A 16,980-nucleotide genomic window follows, 5' to 3' on the forward strand; every position below is an offset into this window, starting at 1 on the left:
ATGGAGCAGTACGACGTCGTGGTGGTCGGCGCCGGCGGGGCCGGGCTGCGGGCCGCGATCGAGGCCCGCGAGCAGGGCGCCCGGGTCGCGGTGGTCTGCAAGTCGCTGTTCGGCAAGGCGCACACCGTGATGGCCGAGGGCGGCATCGCCGCCTCGATGGGCAACGTCAACAGCGGCGACAACTGGCAGGTGCACTTCCGCGACACCATGCGCGGCGGCAAGTTCCTCAACCACCCGCGGATGGCCGAGCTGCACGCCAAGGAGGCACCCGAGCGGGTCTGGGAGCTGGAGACCTGGGGCGCGCTCTTCGACCGCACCGCCGACGGCCGGATCTCGCAGCGCAACTTCGGCGGCCACGAGTACCCCAGGCTCGCCCACGTCGGCGACCGCACCGGCCTGGAGCTGATCCGCACCCTGCAGCAGAAGGTGGTCGCGCTGCAGCAGGCCGACCACCGCGAGACCGGCGACCACGAGTGGGGCCTGAAGGTCTTCCAGGAGTACACGGTCACCCGCATCCTGAAGGAGCACGGCGCGGCGGACGGCGGGCGGGTGGCCGGGGTGTTCGGCTACGCCCGGGAGAGCGGCGAGTTCTTCGCCATCGCCGCGCCCGCCGTGGTGCTGGCCACCGGCGGCATCGGCAAGTCGTTCAAGGTGACCTCCAACTCCTGGGAGTACACCGGCGACGGGCACGCGCTGGCGCTGCTGGCCGGTGCCCGGCTGCTCAACATGGAGTTCATCCAGTTCCACCCGACCGGCATGGTCTGGCCGCCCTCGGTGAAGGGGATCCTGGTCACCGAGTCGGTCCGCGGTGACGGCGGGGTGCTGCGCAACAGCGAGGGCCGCCGGTTCATGTTCGACCACGTGCCGGACGTCTTCCGGGCCCAGTACGCGCAGACCGAGGCGGAGGCCGACCGCTGGTACACCGACCCCGACCACAACCGCCGCCCGCCCGAGCTGCTCCCCCGCGACGAGGTGGCCCGGGCCATCAACGCCGAGGTCAAGGCGGGCCGCGGCACCGAGCACGGCGGCGTCCACCTGGACGTCTCGTCCCGGCTGCCGGCCGAGGAGATCGTCCGCCGGCTGCCGTCGATGCACCACCAGTTCCTGGAGCTGGCCGATGTGGACATCACCCGGGAGCCGATGGAGGTCGGGCCCACCTGCCACTACGTGATGGGCGGCGTGGAAGTGGATCCGGACACCGCCGCCAGCCCGGCCGTGCCCGGGCTCTACGCGGCCGGCGAGGTGGCCGGCGGGATGCACGGCGCCAACCGGCTGGGCGGCAACTCGCTCTCCGACCTGCTGGTCTTCGGCCGCCGCGCCGGGCTGCACGCGGCCCGCTACGCCGCCGCGCTGACCGAGCGGCCGCAGCCCGCCGCCGAGCAGCTGGACGCGGCCCGCGCCGAGGCGGTGGCCCCGTTCGGCGAGGGCACCGAGCACCCGTACGCGCTCCACCAGGAGCTGCAGCAGACCATGAACGACCTGGTGGGGATCATCCGCCGGGCCGGTGAGATGAAGCAGGCGCAGGACCGGCTGGCGGTGCTGCGGCGGCGGGCCGAGCAGGTCGGCGTCGAGGGCCACCGCCAGTTCAACCCCGGCTGGCACCTGGCCCTGGACCTGCGCAACATGCTGCTGGTCTCGGAGTGCGTGGCGAAGGCGGCGCTGCTGCGCCGGGAGAGCCGCGGCGGGCACACCCGGGAGGACTGGCCGGCCATGGACCGCGACTGGCGGCGCAGCAACCTGGTCTGCGCCCTGGTGGACGGGGGCATCGAGGTGCGGCGGCAGCCGCTGCCGCCGCTGCGGGCCGACCTGATGGCCCTGTTCGACCGCACGGAGCTGGCGAAGTACTTCACCCCGGAGGAGCTGGCCGATGAGCAGTCTTGAGTTCCGGATCTGGCGCGGCGAGGCGGGCGAGGGCGGCTTCGTCTCCTACCGGGTGGAGGTCAACGACGGCGAGGTGGTGCTGGACCTGGTGCACCGGCTGCAGGCCACCCAGGCGCCGGACCTGGCGGTGCGGTGGAACTGCAAGGCGGGCAAGTGCGGTTCGTGCAGCGCCGAGGTGAACGGGCGGCCGCGGCTGCTCTGCATGACCCGGATGTCCACGCTGCCGCCCGACCGGCCGGTGGTGCTGACCCCGCTGCGGGCCTTCCCGTCGATCCGCGACCTGGTGACGGACGTCGGCTTCAACTACGCCAAGGCGCGCGAGGTGCCGTCCTTCGTGCCGCCGCCGGGGCTGGCGCCGGGCGAGTACCGGATGGCGCAGCAGGACGTGGCGCGCTCGCAGGAGTTCCGCAAGTGCATCGAGTGCTTCCTCTGCCAGGACACCTGCCACGCGGTGCGCGACCACGAGGAGAACAAGGGCGCGTTCGCCGGGCCCCGGTTCCTGATGCGGCTGGCGGAGCTGGACATGCACCCGCTGGACGCCGCTCCGGACCGCAAGCGGGACGCGCAGGAGGTGCACGGCCTGGGCTACTGCAACATCACCAAGTGCTGCACGGAGGTGTGCCCGGAGCACATCAGGATCACCGACAACGCGCTGATCCCGCTCAAGGAGCGGGTGGCCGACCGCAAGTACGACCCGCTGGTCTGGCTGGGGTCGAAGATCGGTCGGCGACCGAAGGACTGACGTCCGGTCAGAGCGAGAGCTCGAACCAGACGATCTTCCCGTGCGGGGTGCGGCGGCTGCCCCAGCGTTCGGCCAGCAGGCTGACCAGCTGGAGGCCGCGGCCGCCCTCGTCGGTCTCCTGGGCGCGGCGCTGCCGGGGCTGGGCGTAGCCGTCGTCCCAGACCTCGCAGACCACCGCGGTGTCCTTGAGCAGCCGCAGCCGGATCTCGCCCCGGCCGTGCCGCAGCGCGTTGGTGACCAGCTCGCTGACCAGCAGCTCGGTGGTGTCCACCAGCTCGTCCAGGCCGCGCACCCGCAGCCAGCCGCAGGCCAGTTCGCGGGCCTTGGCCACCGAGGTGGGCTCCGGCGGCAGCCGCCAGTCGCCGACCGCCTCCTCGTCGAAGGCCCGCACCCGGGCCATCAGCAGTGCGATGTCGTCCTCGCCGTGGTGCGGGTCGAGCTCGTTGAGCACCTGGTCGCAGAGGGTCTCCAGGACCGGGCCGCCGTTCTGCAGGGCGGTCCGGAAGGCCAGCAGGCCCTCGTCCAGCTGGTGCTTGCGGGACTCCACCAGGCCGTCGGTGTAGAGGCCGAGCAGCGCGCCGTCCGGCAGCACCAGGGTGACCTCCTCGAACGGCTCTCCGCCCACGCCGAGCGGCAGGCCGGGCGGCACGTCCAGCATCCGGGCCGGCTCGCCGGGGCTGAGCAGCACCGGCGGCAGGTGTCCGGCGTTGGCGAAGGTGCAGCGCCGGGTGACGGCGTCGTAGACCGCGTAGACGCAGGTCGCCAGGTAGACCTCGGCGGCCTCCTCGTCCACCGGCCGGGCCGTCGCGCCGTAGCCGGGCAGCGGGCCGGGGCCGGGGTCGCCGAGGCCTCTGGCGATGTCGTCCAGGGCGCCGAGCACTTCGGCGGGCTCCAGGTCGAGCATCGCCAAGGTCCGTACCGCCGTGCGGAGTTGACCCATTGCGACAGCGGCCCGCAGGCCGCGGCCCATGACGTCGCCGATCACCAGCGCGGTCCGGTTGCCGGGCAGCGGGATGACGTCGAACCAGTCGCCGCCGACCTCGGTGTTGTTGCTGCTGGGCCGGTAGCGGCAGGCGATCTCCAGCCCGCTGGCCTCCGGGTTGCCGGGGGGCAGCAGGCTGCGCTGCAGGATCAGGGCCCGCTCGTGCTCGCGCCGGTAGAGCCGGGCGTTGTCCACGCAGACCGCCGCCCGGGCCGCGATCTCCTCGGCGATCGCCACGTCGCGGGCGTCGAACGGCTCGCTGCCGATCGCCCGGGAGAGCTGCACCAGGCCGAGCACCACGTTCCGCGCCACCAGCGGGACCACCAGGGTGGAGCGCAGCAGCGGGTTCGGCCCGGGGTCGGGGATCGCGCTGCGGCCGGTGCGCAGGGCTCGGGCGTGCGGGGAACGCGGCGGGTAGCAGAGGGTGCCGCCCGCCTCGGCGGCGGCCAACTGGCTGCTGAAGCCGAGGTCGTCGTAGGCCGTCGGGTCGCCGCCGAGCACCGCCGTCGGATCGCCCACCACGCTGGAGACCGCGACCCGGCGCAGCTCGCCGCTGCCGTCGTAGGCGCCGCCGCCACCGCGGGCCAGGGCCGGGCCGCTCTCGCCGGAGAGCAGCGCCGAATAGAGGTCGACGGTGGCCATGTCGCAGAACTGCGGCACCACCACGTCCAGCAGTTCCTTGGCGGTGGTCTCCAGGTCGAGGGTGGAGCCGATGTGCGCGCTGGCCTCGTTGACCAGCGCCAGGTTGCGCCGCACCCCGGCGGCCTCGCGCTCGGCCACCATCCGGCTGGTGACGTCGTTGACCTGCCCGGCGACGCCGATCGGCCGGTCCCCCGGCCCGGTCAGCCGGTACAGCGAGATCGCCCAGCGGCACTCGCCGCCGTGCGGCAGCACGCCGCTGAACCGCAGGTCGACCATCGGCTCGCCGGTCTCCAGCACCTTGCGCAGCGCCGCCTGCATCCGGTCGGCCTCGCCCGGCGCGAACAGTTCGTGGGCGGTGCGGCCCGCCAGCAGCTCGGCGCTGCGGCCGACCGCCTCGGCGAACGCCGGGTTGACCCGCTGCAGCCGCAGCTGCGGGTCGAACAGGAAGAAGCCGCTGGGAGTCTGGCCGAAAACAGCCGCGGATGCGGCCAGGTCGGTCTCGATCCGGCGCAGCTTGCCGAGGTCGACGGCGAGGCAGAGGGCACCGGCGGGGCCGGCCGCCCGCTCCGAACCCGCGGCGGGCATCAGATAGATCTCGGCCAGGCTCTCGCCGCCGTCGCGGTCGCGGTAGGGGGCGGTGCCGATCCACTCCTCGCCCGCCAGGGTGCGTTCCAGCCGCTCCCGGCCGCGCCGCCAGTACTCGCGCGGCACCAGGGTGGTGACCGGGTCGGCGCCGACCACCTCGGCGGCCGGCAGCGCGAAGAAGTCGGCGGCCCGGTCGCTCCACTGGCCGATCCGCCCGTCGGCGCCGATCGCGAAGGTCGCGACCCGGATGTACTCGTAGATCGATCCCGGATCGAGTTCGCCCCAACGTGCCTGCGGCAACGGGCCCGGCGCCGGCGGCGACACCGGCGCGCCCGACTGCCCGGGCACCGCGGCATGGCCGCCGCTGCCAGTCAGCGCTTCCCGCGCCGGCATGCTGTTCAAGGACCGACCCCTCCAACCCGCGCCCATCCGGATGTCGAGAAGACCGAGTATTCATCATCCAGGGGCAAGCGCACACGCCCCTGAGATCACAACATCAAATCGAGCGGGGGTTTTTGTCACCCACCCCGCACGACCACCACGCACCCCTCGCGCCCCCGGTCCGCTCCGGTGCGCCCGCCAGGGGAGTGTCATGAACAAGTTGCAAATATTCGAATACTTGGTCGATGAATCCGCTCGATTCATCCCCGGTCCGCTTCCTTCCCCGGCAATTCCTGCTCGAACCAGACCGCCTTGCCCATTCCCTCGGCCCTGGTGCCCCAGCGCAGCGCCAACCGGTGCACCAACTCCAGGCCCCGGCCGCCCTCGTCGCCGTCGGCCGCGTGCCGCTCCCGGGGCGGGTCCGGCAGCGGATCGGAGACCTCCACCAGCAGCACCCCGCCCAGCGTGAGCCGCACCCCGATCGGGGCGCTGGCGTAGCGCACCGCGTTGGTCACCAGCTCGCTCACCAGCAGCTCGGCGGTGTCCCCCAGCTCCGCCACCCCCCACTCCCGCAGCGCCCCGCGGACCAGCCGACGGGCCCGGGAGACCGCGGCGGGCTCGGCCGGCAGCGTCCAACCGACCACCTGGGCGCCCTCCGCGCCGCGACCCAGCCGGGCCAGCAGCAGCGCCACGTCGTCCGGTTCGCGCCCCTGCTCCACGGTGTCGAGCACCGCCTCGCAGGCGTGCTGGAGCGACGGGTGCGGCTTCTCCAGCACGCCCAGCAGCCGTCCCAGGCCGACGTCGAGGTCCTTGTCGCGGGCCTCCACCAGGCCGTCCGTGCACAACGCCAGCACGCTGCCCTCCGGGACCTGCAGCTCCACCGCCTCGAACGGCACCCCGCCGACGCCGAGCGGCGCCCCCGACGGCAACTCCAGCACCCGCCCCTGACCGCCCGCCAGCGGACCGCCGCTGCGGGCCGGACCGGGGCGCGACGGACTCACCAGCACCGGCGGGATGTGCCCCGCCTTGGCCACCGTCAGCCGCCCGGCGCCCGGGTCGTAGACGGCGTAGACGCAGGTCGCCAGCAACGCCTCGTCCGGCCCCTGGGCCAGGTCGTCGGCCAGCTCGTGGACGTGCCGCAGCAGCACGGCCGGCGGCAGGTCGAGCCCGGCCAGCACCCGCACCGCGGTGCGCAGCCGGCCCATGGTGGCCGCCGCCCGCAGTCCGTGGCCCATCACGTCGCCGACCACCAGCGCGGTGCGGTCGCCGGGCAGCGGGATCACGTCGAACCAGTCGCCGCCCACCTCGGTGCCGCTGCTGCCGGGCACGTAGCGGTAGGCCACCTCCACCCCGGTGGGCTGCGGCACCTGCTGCGGCAGCAGGGTGCGCTGCAGGGTGAGCGCGGCGTTGCGCTCGCGGACGTAGAGCCGGGCGTTGTCCAGCGAACTGCCGGCCCGGTCGGCGAGCTCCACCGAGAACGCCAGGTCGTCGCGGTCGAACCCCTCGCGGCGCCCGGCCCGGCTGAGCACCAGCAGCCCGATCACGATCCCCCGGGCGCGCAGCGGCACCACCAGCACCGAGTGCACCCCGAGCGCCAGCGCGGCCCGGGTCCGCAGGTCGTCCGGATCCGACGCCTGCGCCAACTCATCAGCACCGGACAGCAGTTCGGGCAGGCCGGTGCGCAGCACCCGGCCGTAGCAGGACTCCTCGGCGAAGCTCACCCGAGCCCCGCGGCAGAGCATCGTCTCGACGTCCGCGCCCTCCCGGCAGGCCGCCACACCGAGCTGCAGCAGTGAGGTGTGCCGGTCGTGGTCGGGCCCCAGCAGGTCGTCGCCGTGCGCCACCGCCTGCAGCAGGATCGCGGCGGCGTAGTCGGCCAGCCGCGGCACCGCGGCACTGGCCAGCTCCTGGGCGATCCGGCCGGCGTCCAGCAGGTCGCCGATCCGGGAGCCGAACTCGTTGAGCAGCGCCAGCCGGCGCCGGGCGTGCTCGACCTTGGCCACCGCCCGGTACCGCTCCGTCACGTCCATCACGGTGCCGGAGATCCCGAGCACCCGGCCGGCCCGGTCGGTCAGCCGGCTGTAGGAGATCGAGCGGTAGCCGCCGGGGCGCGCGGTCGTCGGCGCGGACAGCGTCACGTCGATCACCGGTTCACCGGTGGCCAGCACCTGACGCTGGATCACGGCGATCTCGTCGGCGGCCCGGTCCGGCAGGGTCTCGCCGGCGGTGCGGCCGACATGGGCCGCGGCCGGCACGCCGTTCATCTCGGCCAGGGTCTGGTTGACGGCGGTGTAGCGCAGCTCGGTGTCCAGCACCGCGATGCCCAGCGCGGACTGTTCGAAGAGCGCGTCGCGCACGGCCAGGTCGCGCTCCACGGCGCGCACCGTGCCGGCCTCGGCGAGCGCCACCAGCAGGAAGGGGGTGCCGTCGCCGTCCACCAGCTGGGAGATCCGGGCCTCCACTCGCACCCGCGACCCGTTCCGGTGCCGCAGGCCGACCAGGCCCAGCCAGCTGCCGGTGCGCAGGGCGGTCGCGATCGCCTCCCGGGTGCGGGCGACCAGCCGCTGGTCGCGGCTCAGCAGTTCGTCGGTCCGGCGGCCCACCAGCAGCTCGCCGGGCCAGCCGAGCAGTTCTTCGGCCGCCGGGCTCCACAGCACCACCCGCCCGGCGGTGTCCAGCATCGCGACGGCCACCTTGACCACGTCGAACAGGCTGCCGCGGGTGTGCTCGCCGACCGGCTCCGCCCCGGACGCCGCGGCGCTCGGGAACGGCGCCGCGGGCCCACCGCGCGGCGAGACCGGGACGGACGGCCCGGCCGGGGGGCGGCCCGGCGGCGCCGGGCGTCCGGCCGCCGGGGCCGGGCCGCGCATCCGCAGCCGCGCCCGGGCAGCGGCCCCACCCGGGCGGCTGCACCCGGTCCGCGGCGGCCTCCCGCTCCCCGTACTGGTCACCGACCGGGCCTCCAAGCTGCGCTGCCTCGCCTCACCGTACGTCATTGTTCATATCAAACTGTGACATACCCAGACGAAAACCGTACAACCCGGACGGCCGGACGATGCGTCAGCAGGCCGCCGCGAGCAGGCGCGCCACCTCGGGCAGCACCTCCCGGTCGTGCTCCAGCCAGTCCACCGCCGAGAGCTCGTCGGGGCCCAGCCAGCGCAGCTCCGAGTGGTCCTCCAGCGGCTGCGGCTCGCCCTCCACCAGCTCGGCCGCCCAGATCCGCAGCACCAGGCCGGCCCGGATCGGCCACTCTCCCGGCAGTCGGTTCAGCGCCCGGGCCCGCACCCCCAGCTCCTCGAAGAGCTCGCGCTCCAACGCCTGCTGCTGCGTCTCACCGGGCTCGGTCTTGCCGCCCGGGAACTCCCAGCGCCCCGCCACCTCGGCGGGCGCGCTGCGCCTGGCGGCCAGCACCCGCCCCTGGTGGATGAGGGCACCACCGACCACGATCCGGTTCTCCATGCCACGGCAGCCTATGCCCCCCGACGGGGTCCGCGAGCCGATCCACGCGCGGCGGCGGGAGCCCCGCCGTGACTGCGCCGTGCGGGCCCGGCTCGGTGGGGGTCGAGTCGGGCCCGCACGGTGCCGGCCGTCCTCCCAGCCCAGGGACGGCCCGCCAACGGGACGTTGGAACGGGGTTTCGGCGACGTCACAGGCCTTCGGCCGACCCGATCGGCGCCGCGTCAGGGGAGCCGGCGGCCGTGCCGCCGACCCGGTTGATGGTCCGCCCGGCGGACCGTGCCGACACGTGTGCCGTGCCGGGCACCGCTCGCCGCTTCCGCGCCCGTGCCCCCGTCCCCCGTTCCGTCGCGCCGCGAGGTCCGCCGGGCTGGGCTGGTCCGGTAGGACCAGGGCACCCCGGCTCGCCCGGTGTGACCGGGGCGAGAGCCTCACGTACGACTACCGCCAGGGTGAACCCATGGCCGCCTCGGCGCAAGGTCCCGGCCGGGTCGACTGCGAACGGGGGGCAGTGGCGGCGCCCCGTGGGCGCTACTGTGCGAGGTTTCGGGTTCGAATGCTGACGTTGTGTCAACTCCCGGTCACCCGTGGCTCATCCACGGGCCAGCAGCTCGCCGTGCAGGACCGCGAACCAGCCGTCCGGCTCCATCGCCCAGCGCCGCCAGGCGTCCGCGATGGCGGCCAACTCGGCCCGGTCGGCGAAGCCGTGGGCCAGCGCGGTGGCGGCCAGGCCGGAGCCGGTGGTGCGGGCGGCCCAGGACTCGCCCCACCACAGCCGCTCGCCGGGCGACGCGTACGTCCAGGTGGCGCTGCTCGCGGTCAGTTCGGTGAAGCCGGCCTCCCGGGCCCAGGCGAGCAGCCGGCGGCCCGCGTCCGGCTCGCCGCCGTTGGCTCGGGCGCACCGCCGGTAGAGCGCCAACCAGGCGTCCAGTTCCGGCATTTCGGGATACCAGGTCATCGCCGCGTAGTCCGCGTCGCGGACCGCCAGCACCCCGCCCGGGGCCAGCACCCGGCGCATCCGGCGCAACGCGTCCACCGGGTCGGCCAGGTGCTGGAGCACCTGGTGGGCGTGGACCACGTCGAACTCCCCGTCGGGGCAAGGGAGGTCGTAGACATCGGCGACCGCGAACCCGACGTTGGCCAACCCTCGGCCCGCGACGTACTCGGCGGCCTGCGCGAGCACCTCGGCAGAGGTGTCGACCGCCACCACCCGCCCCGCGGGGCCGACCAGTTCGGCCAGATCCGCGGTGATGGTGCCGGGCCCGCAGCCGACGTCCAGCACCCGCTGCCCGGCCGCCAGCTCGGGCAGCAGGTAGCCGGCCGAGTTGGCCGCGGTGCGGCTGCGGTGCGAGCGCAGCACCGCCGCGGTGTGGCCGTGGGTGTAGACGGCGGGCGGCCGTTGCTGATGATCGGTCATGTTGCTGAACCTAGCAGCCGTCTCAGATGACAAGAAGATGCGTCTTGTCGACTGAGATTCCGCGCGGTCGAGCAGTACGCTGGCGGCCATGGGGAAGAGCTATCAGCGAATCGACGACCGGCTGCGCTCGTTCATCCAGGCCCAGCCGGTCTTCTTCACCGCCACGGCGCCACTGGCCGCCGACGGCCATGTCAACCTGTCCCCCAAGGGTCGCTCCGGCACCCTCGCCGTGCTGGACGAACTCACCCTCGCCTACCTGGACTTCGGCGGCAGCCACGCGGAGACCATCGCCCACCTGCGGGAGAACGGACGGATCACGCTGATGTGGTGCGCCTTCACCGGGCCACCCACCGTGCTGCGGGTGCACGGGCGCGGCGAGCCGGTCTTCCGCGACGATCCGCGGTTCGCCGAACTGGTCGGCCGGTTCCCGCCGGACGCCGACGGCAGCGGGCTGCGCGCCGTGGTGCTGGTCCGCGCCGAACGGATCAGCGACTCCTGCGGGTTCGCCGTGCCGTTCATGGACTACCGCGAGGACCGGCCGCTGCACGCCGACTACTTCGCCCGCAAGAGCGAGCCGGAGTTCGCCGCGTACTGCGCCGGCAAGGAGCACGTCGGGGTCAGCGTCGACGGCTTGCCCGCCCTGCCGCTGCCGCTGCCACCGCGGCCGTAGCGCTCCCCCCCGCGGCCGTGGCCCTGGCGCTGTGACCCAGCACCCGCACGTACGCTCGTAACGCACCCCCGCGGCCGTAGCCTTGGCGCTGTGACCCAGCGCCCGCACGTGACCCTCAGCGCCGCGATGTCGCTCGACGGCTTCCTGGACGACGCCTCGCCCGAGCGCCTGCTGCTCTCCAACCCGGCCGACTTCGACCGGGTGGACCAGCTGCGCGCGGAGTCCGACGCGATCCTGGTCGGCTCCACCACGCTGCGCCGCGACAACCCCCGGCTGCTGGTCAACGCCCCGGACCGGCGCGCCGCCCGGGAAGCCGCCGGCCGGGCCGCCCACCCGCTGAAGGTCACCCTGAGCGGGCGCGGCGACCTCGCCCCCGAGCTGCGGTTCTGGCACACCGGCGGGGCCAAGCTGGTCTACAGCACCGACCAGGGGGCCGGCCGGCTGCGGGCGGCGCTGGACGGGCTGGCCGAGGTCGTCGCGCTGGGCCACCGGGTGCACCTGGGCGCCGTACTGGACGACCTCGGGCGGCGCGGGGTGCGGCGGCTGATGGTGGAGGGCGGCGGCTCGGTGCACACCCAGTTCCTGAGCGAGGGGCTGGCCGACGAGCTGCAGCTGGCCGTGGCCCCGCTCCTGGTCGGGCACGCCGCGGCGCCGCGGTTCGTCAACCCGGCCGACTTCCCCGGGGGGAGCACTCGACGGCTGCGGCTGCTGGAGGCCCGTACCGTCGGGGACGTCGTCCTGCTCCGCTACGCCCCCAAGGAGTCCGTGTGACCGCCACCGGCCGCCCGTCCGCCGACCGCTCGTTCCTGCTGCGCGCCATCGAGCTCTCCCGGCGCTGCCCGCCCGCCGAGCACGCCTTCTCGGTCGGCGCGGTGGTGGTCGGCGCGGACGGCGCGGTGCTGAGCGAGGGGTACAGCCGGGAGGACGATCCGACGGTGCACGCCGAGGAGTCCGCGCTCGCCAAGCTGCCGGCCGGCGACCCCCGGCTGCGCACCGCCACCGTCTACAGCTCGCTGGAGCCCTGCGGCCGACGGGCCTCCCGCCCGCGGCCGTGCGCCGACCTGATCCTGGCGGCCGGCGTGCCCCGGGTGGTGATCGCCTGGCGCGAGCCCGACCTGTTCGTCACCGGCTGCGAGGGCGTCGACCGGCTGCGCGCCGCCGGCGTCGAGGTGGTCGAACTGCCCGAGCTGGCCGAGCAGGCACGGGCGGCGAACCGACACCTGCTGGACTGAGGGCGTTCATCCGGCTTTTGTATCCTAGGGGAACATTTACCCGAAGGAGTCGCCGCATGACCGCCACCGAGCTCACCGCCCGCGCCCTGCTGCTGGACATGGACGGCACCCTGGTCGACTCGGACGCGGTGGTGGAGCGCTGCTGGCGCCGCTGGGCCGCCGGGCAGGGCCTCGACGGTGACCGGGTGATGAGCGTGGTGCACGGGCGCCAGGGCCACCTGTCGATGGCGATCCTGCTGCCCGACCGCCCGATGGAGCAGAACCTCGCGGAGAACCGGGTGTTGCTCGCCGAGGAGGCCGCCGACACCGAGGGCGTCGTGCCGGTGCCCGGCGCCCCGGCCTTCCTGGCCGCACTGGCCGACCTGCCGCACGCCCTGGTCACCTCGGCCGACCGCCGGCTGTCCCGGGTGCGGATGGCCGCCGCCGGCCTGCCCTACCCCGAGCTCGCCATAACCGCCGAGCTGGTCACCGCCGGCAAGCCCGACCCCGAGGGCTTCCTCAAGGCCGCCGCGGAGCTGGGCGTCGACCCGGCCGACTGCCTGGTCTTCGAGGACTCCGGGGCCGGCATCGCGGCCGGACTGGCCGCCGGGATGCGAGTGGTCGGCGTCGGCCCGCGCGCCGCCGCCCACCACCCGACCGCGCGGGTGCCGGACCTCGCCGCCGTCCGGGTCGCCGCGGGTGCCGACGGCACGCTGCTGGTCACAGTCTGAGCGGGCCCGGGCCCGATTCCGGCCGACGGCCCGCCCGGTGGATCTCGCCGGCTCAGCCCCGGTCGACGAAGAAGCTGTCGTGCCGCACCAGGAACTCCTGGAACTCCGGGCCGCCGCGCTGGGCCATCTCGCCGACCCGCTCGAAGTACTCCTCGCGGGGCGCGCCGGGGGTGAACAGCATCAGCATGGTGGCCGGATCGTCGGACTCGTTGCGGAAGGCGTGCAGGCCGCCGACCGGAACGTGCAGGAAGTCGCCGGAGCGCCCGGTGGTCCAGTGGTCGCCGTCGTAGAGGCGGACCTGGCCGGAGAGCACGAAGAAGGACTCGGAGATCGTCCGGTGGAAGTGGGTGGCCGCGCCCCTGGAACGGGGCGCCAGGTCCACCCGGTAGAGGCCGAACTCCCCACCGGTGGTGGCCTGGGTGGCCAGGAAGTGCGTCCGGTCGCCGCTCGGGGAGACCGCGTCGGGGCCCCGGTCGGCGGGCCGGAACACCGCGTTGGTCTCACCGTTCTGGCCGAGGTACCTGGGGTCGGGGTAGGACATTTCTGGCACTCCGTCTCTGCTCGGGACAGCTGTCACTCACCCTGACAGACCGGCCCCCGCCGCTGTGACGTGCCCGAGCCCTCCGAGCGCGTCGGCGTCCACCCGTCCGGTGTCCGACGGGCCGTCAGGGTCCGCTGCGGCGGCCGGCGCCGGGATCAGCCGCTGCCGGTGGTGCTCCTCGGTCAGGTCGTGCAGCCGGGCGTGCAGCAGGTCGCTGACCGTGATGACGCCGACCAACCGCCCGGCGCCCGCCGCGGTCGGCTCCACCACGGGCGCGCTGGTGATGCCGTGCTCGGCGAACCGGTAGGCGACGTCGCGCAGGGTGTCGCCCGGGTGGACGGTCACCACGACCTGCCGGACGGTGGCCGGGCCGGCCGGACGGCGGCCGAGCGCGAGCAGCTCCGGCCGGGTGGCGGTGCCGACCAGGGTGCCGTCGGCGCCGGTGACCGGGAGCAGCCGGTCGCCGCGGCCGGTCACCGCCTCGTCCAGCAGGGCGTCCAGCAGGGCGGCGTCCAGCGGCTGGTCGGCGGCCAGGGTGCGGGGAGTGCGCCGCATGACCTCGGCGGCGAAGAAGGTCTCCAGCGGGTCGGTGGAGTACTCGCGGGTGAGGTGCAGACCGCGGCGGGCGATCTTCTCGGTGAGCACCGACCGCTTGAGCACCAGCGCGGAGAGCGCGTATGCGGCGGTGGAGGAGGCCAGCAGCGGCAGCGCGGTCGGCCAGGCGTGGGTGAGCTCCAGGGTGAAGACCGCGCCGGTGAGCGGAGAGCGCATCACGCCGCCGACCACCGCGGCCAGCCCGATCATCGCCCAGAAGCCCGGCATCACCTGGGGCAGCAGTGAGCCCTCCAGGGCACCGAGCGCGCCGCCGATCATGAACACCGGGGCGAGCACGCCGCCGGAGGTGCCGGAGCCGAGCGACAGCGACCAGATCAGGGTCTTGACCACCAGGATGCCGATGATCAGCGAGGTGGTGGCCCGGCCGGTGAGCAGCTGGTCGATGACGTCGTAGCCGACGCCGAGCGCGCGCGGCTCCACCAGACCGCCGACGCCGATCACCGCGCCGCCGATGGCGGGCCACCACATCCAGTGGAAGGGGAGCTTGGCGAAGGCGTCCTCGGCCCGGTAGACGAGCCAGGTGGCCACCACCGCGAGGACGCCCCCGGTGAGCCCGACCACGGCGGCCAGGCCGGTGATGCCGCCGTTCAGGTGCAGGGCGGCGGTGGAGACGGGGAACACCGGGCCGTTGCCCATCAGCAGGCCGCGCACGACGGTGGCCACCGAGACGGAGGCGACCACCGGCACGAAGCTGCGCGGCCGCCACTCGAAGAGCAGCAGCTCCACGGCGAGGAGCACAGCGGCGACCGGGGAGTTGAAGGTCGCGGCCATGCCCGCGGCCGCACCGGAGACCAGCAGCGTCTTGCGCTCGTCGGCGGTCAGGCGGAGCGCCTGGGCGAGCATCGAGCCGATGGCGCCGCCGGTCATGATGATCGGCCCCTCGGCGCCGAACGGGCCGCCGGTGCCGATGCTGATCGCCGCGGAGACCGGCTTGAGCACCGCGACCTTGGGAGCCACCCGGCTGCCGCCGGTGAGGATCGCCTCGATGGCCTCCGGCATGCCGTGGCCGCGGATCTTCTCCGAGCCGTAGCGGGCCATCAGGCCGATGACCAGGCCGCCGGCGACGGGCGCGGTCAGCACCAGCCACCAGGGGTGGTGGTGCTGACCGGGCGCCACCAGGGCGCCGCTGACGCGCTGGTAGAAGACCAGGTTGGTGACGAGTCCGATGAGCTTCTGCAGTCCGAACGCGGCCAGCGCGCCGAACCCCCCGACGAGCAGGGCCCAGGCGGCGATCAGCAGCATGCGCGGACCGACGGTGAAGTCGCCCAGGGGCGCGCCGCGGGTCCCCGCACGCGGTGAGCGTCCGCCGTGCGTGCTCCCGGCCACGCCGGGCCGACCATCAGATGTTCCGACCTTTTCGACCATGACAGAAGTATTGCATTGCGCAATACTTCTGCGAGAGGAGCGTTCGTGGAGTGGGACAGGGCGTGCGGAAGCGCGGACGCGCGGCGGCGCGCACCCGTTCGACGAGGGCGCCGACCGCGGTCGGGGAAACGTCCGGTCAGCCGTGCAGGGCCATCGGGTCCACCGGCGACGTCGGACCGAACGCCGGCTCGCCGGCGGCGTCCAGTAGCGCGGTGAGCGAGGTGAGCAGCCCGCTCTGCTGGTCGGCGGGCAGCCGGGACACGATCGCGGCGATCTCCCGGTGCCGGTGCGCCAGCACCTGCTCGACCAGCCGGTGCCCCTCGGCGGTCAGGCTCAGCACCACCTCGCGCCGGTTCTCCGGGTTGGTCCGGCGGCTGACCAGGCCGAGCGCCTCCAGCTTGTCCACGGTACGCATCGCCGTGGACGGGTTGACGCCCAGCGTCGCCGCCAGGTCCGCCAGCTTCCCGGGCCCGCCGCCCTCCAGGCCCACCAGCGTCCGCAGCTGCGGCAGCGTGAGCTGGGGAGCCACACTGGCGAGCGCCCGCGCGGAGATCGCCACCAGCAGCCGGGACGCGGCCATCACCGCCGCGCTGACCTCGTCCACGGCCCGGTCGAAGTCCGACTCGCCCGCACCAGGGACCAGGGCCGATGAGCGGTCGCCGCCTCGCTGCTCCATCCGCCCTTTATACCGCCCACCCGTTCGGCGATCAGTGGCGGCAGCGGGTGGCGGCAGGGCCACCGCCCGGTCCGGCAACTCGAAGACGGCCATGGCCGACAGGCGGCACCCCCGGCACTCGGCAAACGGCCATCACCATCACCATCACCGGAGGCTACGGGCGGACTTCGGGAAGACCGCCAGGTGGAGGCCGGCCGCCAGGACGCCCCCCACGAGCGGGGCGACGATGAAGAGCCAGACCTGGGCCAGCGCCGTCCCACCGACGACGAGGGCGGGACCGAGACTGCGGGCCGGGTTGACCGAGGTGCCGGTCAGCGGGATGCCGAGGAGGTGGCACACCGAGAGCGCGAATCCGATCACCACTCCCGCCGTCGCGGCGTTCCCGGCCTTCCCCGTCACCCCGAGCACGACGAAGACGAAAAGGGTGGTCAGCACCACCTCGAACAGGAAGGCTCCGCCCGCGTCGATGTGGACCGCACTGGCAGCACCCCAGCCATCGGCCCCCAGACCGGTGGTCGAGCGGCTGTAGACGGGAGAGTTGGCAAAGGTGCCCCACAGGAGCAAGGACCCGAGGATCCCGCCGGCGAACTGCGCGAGCAGGTAGCCGACCGCTTCGACCAGCGCGATCCGGCCCACCAGGAGGGCCCCGAGGGTGACGGCTGGATTCACGTGGCAGCCGGAGACGGGCCCGAGCACGTACACCAGGGCCAGGAGGACGAGGCCGAACGCGAGTGCGGTGGCGACGACGCCGGCGGCATAACTGCTTCCCGCCGTGCCGAAGCCGAACGACAGGGTCGCCACCCCGACGGCGAAATACACCAGCAGGCCGGTTCCCAGCAGTTCCACGGCCAGTTTGCGGACCATGTCGCCTCTTCCTGGACGGGCACGCCGACCGCTGCGGCCTGCCGCCCGCGTACCGTACGCGGGCATCCTCCGGCAACAAACAGTAGTCATATAACGACAAAAAGTAATCAAGGCGCGCACTGGTCGACGCCACCTCGCACCGATCCTGCGGGCTCATCCGGGCGCATCCAGCACGCACGACCACGGTGAGGGGTCCACTGTCCGCAACGCGGTCCAGCCCG

14 protein-coding genes are annotated in these 16,980 nt (G+C 74.0%); 6 read left to right on the top strand and 8 right to left on the bottom strand.

Annotation, left to right across the window (positions count from 1 at the left end):
- Both LN042_RS24830 and LN042_RS24835 read left to right on the top strand, forming a co-directional pair.
- Complete coding sequence (locus LN042_RS24830) at positions 1–1,881, top strand: fumarate reductase/succinate dehydrogenase flavoprotein subunit (protein ID WP_230053552.1); 1,881 nt, start codon at positions 1–3, stop codon at positions 1,879–1,881.
- Entirely contained in the window at positions 1,868–2,623 is a 756-nt protein-coding gene (locus tag LN042_RS24835; RefSeq protein WP_230053553.1) for a succinate dehydrogenase/fumarate reductase iron-sulfur subunit, read from the top strand. Before LN042_RS24830 ends, LN042_RS24835 begins: the two co-directional genes overlap by 14 nt.
- Before the next feature lie 7 nt (positions 2,624–2,630).
- On the opposite strand, the gene LN042_RS24840 is transcribed toward LN042_RS24835, so the two are convergent.
- The 4 genes from LN042_RS24840 to LN042_RS24855 form a co-directional block, all read right to left on the bottom strand.
- On the bottom strand, positions 2,631–5,225 hold the full coding sequence (locus tag LN042_RS24840; protein ID WP_230053585.1) for a SpoIIE family protein phosphatase: 2,595 nt from the start codon (positions 5,223–5,225) through the stop codon (positions 2,631–2,633).
- 248 nt (positions 5,226–5,473) lie between these two features.
- Positions 5,474–8,083, bottom strand: a complete 2,610-nt coding sequence (locus tag LN042_RS24845) for a SpoIIE family protein phosphatase (protein WP_230053554.1) — start codon at positions 8,081–8,083, stop codon at positions 5,474–5,476.
- 190 nt (positions 8,084–8,273) lie between these two features.
- On the bottom strand, positions 8,274–8,672 hold the full coding sequence (locus tag LN042_RS24850; RefSeq protein WP_230053555.1) for a (deoxy)nucleoside triphosphate pyrophosphohydrolase: 399 nt from the start codon (positions 8,670–8,672) through the stop codon (positions 8,274–8,276).
- 589 nt (positions 8,673–9,261) lie between these two features.
- On the bottom strand, positions 9,262–10,086 hold the full coding sequence (locus LN042_RS24855; RefSeq protein WP_230053556.1) for a methyltransferase domain-containing protein: 825 nt from the start codon (positions 10,084–10,086) through the stop codon (positions 9,262–9,264).
- 88 nt (positions 10,087–10,174) lie between these two features.
- On the opposite strand from LN042_RS24855, the gene LN042_RS24860 reads away from it, so the two are divergent.
- The 4 genes from LN042_RS24860 to LN042_RS24870 all read left to right on the top strand — a co-directional run bounded on the left by LN042_RS24860 (position 10,175) and on the right by LN042_RS24870 (position 12,698).
- Positions 10,175–10,756: a pyridoxamine 5'-phosphate oxidase family protein gene (locus LN042_RS24860; RefSeq protein ID WP_230053557.1), complete on the top strand. Its 582-nt coding sequence runs from the start codon at positions 10,175–10,177 to the stop codon at positions 10,754–10,756.
- A 90-nt stretch (positions 10,757–10,846) separates the two neighbouring features.
- Positions 10,847–11,527: a RibD family protein gene (locus LN042_RS37795; RefSeq protein ID WP_308191861.1), complete on the top strand. Its 681-nt coding sequence runs from the start codon at positions 10,847–10,849 to the stop codon at positions 11,525–11,527.
- Complete coding sequence (locus tag LN042_RS37800; protein WP_308191862.1) at positions 11,524–11,988, top strand: cytidine/deoxycytidylate deaminase family protein; 465 nt, start codon at positions 11,524–11,526, stop codon at positions 11,986–11,988. Before LN042_RS37795 ends, LN042_RS37800 begins: the two co-directional genes overlap by 4 nt.
- A gap of 56 nt (positions 11,989–12,044) precedes the next feature.
- The gene (locus tag LN042_RS24870) at positions 12,045–12,698 is read left to right on the top strand and encodes an HAD-IA family hydrolase (RefSeq protein ID WP_230053558.1); all 654 of its coding nucleotides are present in this window, start codon (positions 12,045–12,047) and stop codon (positions 12,696–12,698) included.
- 52 nt (positions 12,699–12,750) lie between these two features.
- Here the strand turns inward: LN042_RS24870 and LN042_RS24875 are convergent, their stop codons facing one another.
- The 4 genes from LN042_RS24875 to LN042_RS24890 form a co-directional block, all read right to left on the bottom strand.
- Positions 12,751–13,239: a cupin domain-containing protein gene (locus LN042_RS24875; RefSeq protein ID WP_230053559.1), complete on the bottom strand. Its 489-nt coding sequence runs from the start codon at positions 13,237–13,239 to the stop codon at positions 12,751–12,753.
- 36 nt (positions 13,240–13,275) lie between these two features.
- Complete coding sequence (locus LN042_RS24880) at positions 13,276–15,096, bottom strand: chloride channel protein (protein WP_230053560.1); 1,821 nt, start codon at positions 15,094–15,096, stop codon at positions 13,276–13,278.
- Positions 15,097–15,355: 259 nt separating this feature from the next.
- Positions 15,356–15,895: a MarR family winged helix-turn-helix transcriptional regulator gene (locus tag LN042_RS24885; protein ID WP_230053561.1), complete on the bottom strand. Its 540-nt coding sequence runs from the start codon at positions 15,893–15,895 to the stop codon at positions 15,356–15,358.
- A gap of 144 nt (positions 15,896–16,039) precedes the next feature.
- Positions 16,040–16,759: an aquaporin gene (locus LN042_RS24890; RefSeq protein WP_230053562.1), complete on the bottom strand. Its 720-nt coding sequence runs from the start codon at positions 16,757–16,759 to the stop codon at positions 16,040–16,042.
- Positions 16,760–16,980 lie beyond the last annotated feature (221 nt).

The sequence above is a fragment of the Kitasatospora humi genome, assembly GCF_020907985.1.
Taxonomy (GTDB): Bacteria; Actinomycetota; Actinomycetes; order Streptomycetales; family Streptomycetaceae; genus Kitasatospora; species Kitasatospora humi.

Coding starts and splice junctions, on each gene's coding strand:
- LN042_RS24830 (WP_230053552.1), top strand. CDS start 1: ATGGAGCAGTACGACGTCGTGGTGGTCGGCGCCGGCGGGGCCGGGCTG.
- LN042_RS24835 (WP_230053553.1), top strand. CDS start 1,868: ATGAGCAGTCTTGAGTTCCGGATCTGGCGCGGCGAGGCGGGCGAGGGC.
- LN042_RS24840 (WP_230053585.1), bottom strand. CDS start 5,225: ATGCCGGCGCGGGAAGCGCTGACTGGCAGCGGCGGCCATGCCGCGGTG.
- LN042_RS24845 (WP_230053554.1), bottom strand. CDS start 8,083: ATGCGCGGCCCGGCCCCGGCGGCCGGACGCCCGGCGCCGCCGGGCCGC.
- LN042_RS24850 (WP_230053555.1), bottom strand. CDS start 8,672: ATGGAGAACCGGATCGTGGTCGGTGGTGCCCTCATCCACCAGGGGCGG.
- LN042_RS24855 (WP_230053556.1), bottom strand. CDS start 10,086: ATGACCGATCATCAGCAACGGCCGCCCGCCGTCTACACCCACGGCCAC.
- LN042_RS24860 (WP_230053557.1), top strand. CDS start 10,175: ATGGGGAAGAGCTATCAGCGAATCGACGACCGGCTGCGCTCGTTCATC.
- LN042_RS24870 (WP_230053558.1), top strand. CDS start 12,045: ATGACCGCCACCGAGCTCACCGCCCGCGCCCTGCTGCTGGACATGGAC.
- LN042_RS24875 (WP_230053559.1), bottom strand. CDS start 13,239: ATGTCCTACCCCGACCCCAGGTACCTCGGCCAGAACGGTGAGACCAAC.
- LN042_RS24880 (WP_230053560.1), bottom strand. CDS start 15,096: ATGCTGCTGATCGCCGCCTGGGCCCTGCTCGTCGGGGGGTTCGGCGCG.
- LN042_RS24885 (WP_230053561.1), bottom strand. CDS start 15,895: ATGGAGCAGCGAGGCGGCGACCGCTCATCGGCCCTGGTCCCTGGTGCG.
- LN042_RS24890 (WP_230053562.1), bottom strand. CDS start 16,759: ATGGTCCGCAAACTGGCCGTGGAACTGCTGGGAACCGGCCTGCTGGTG.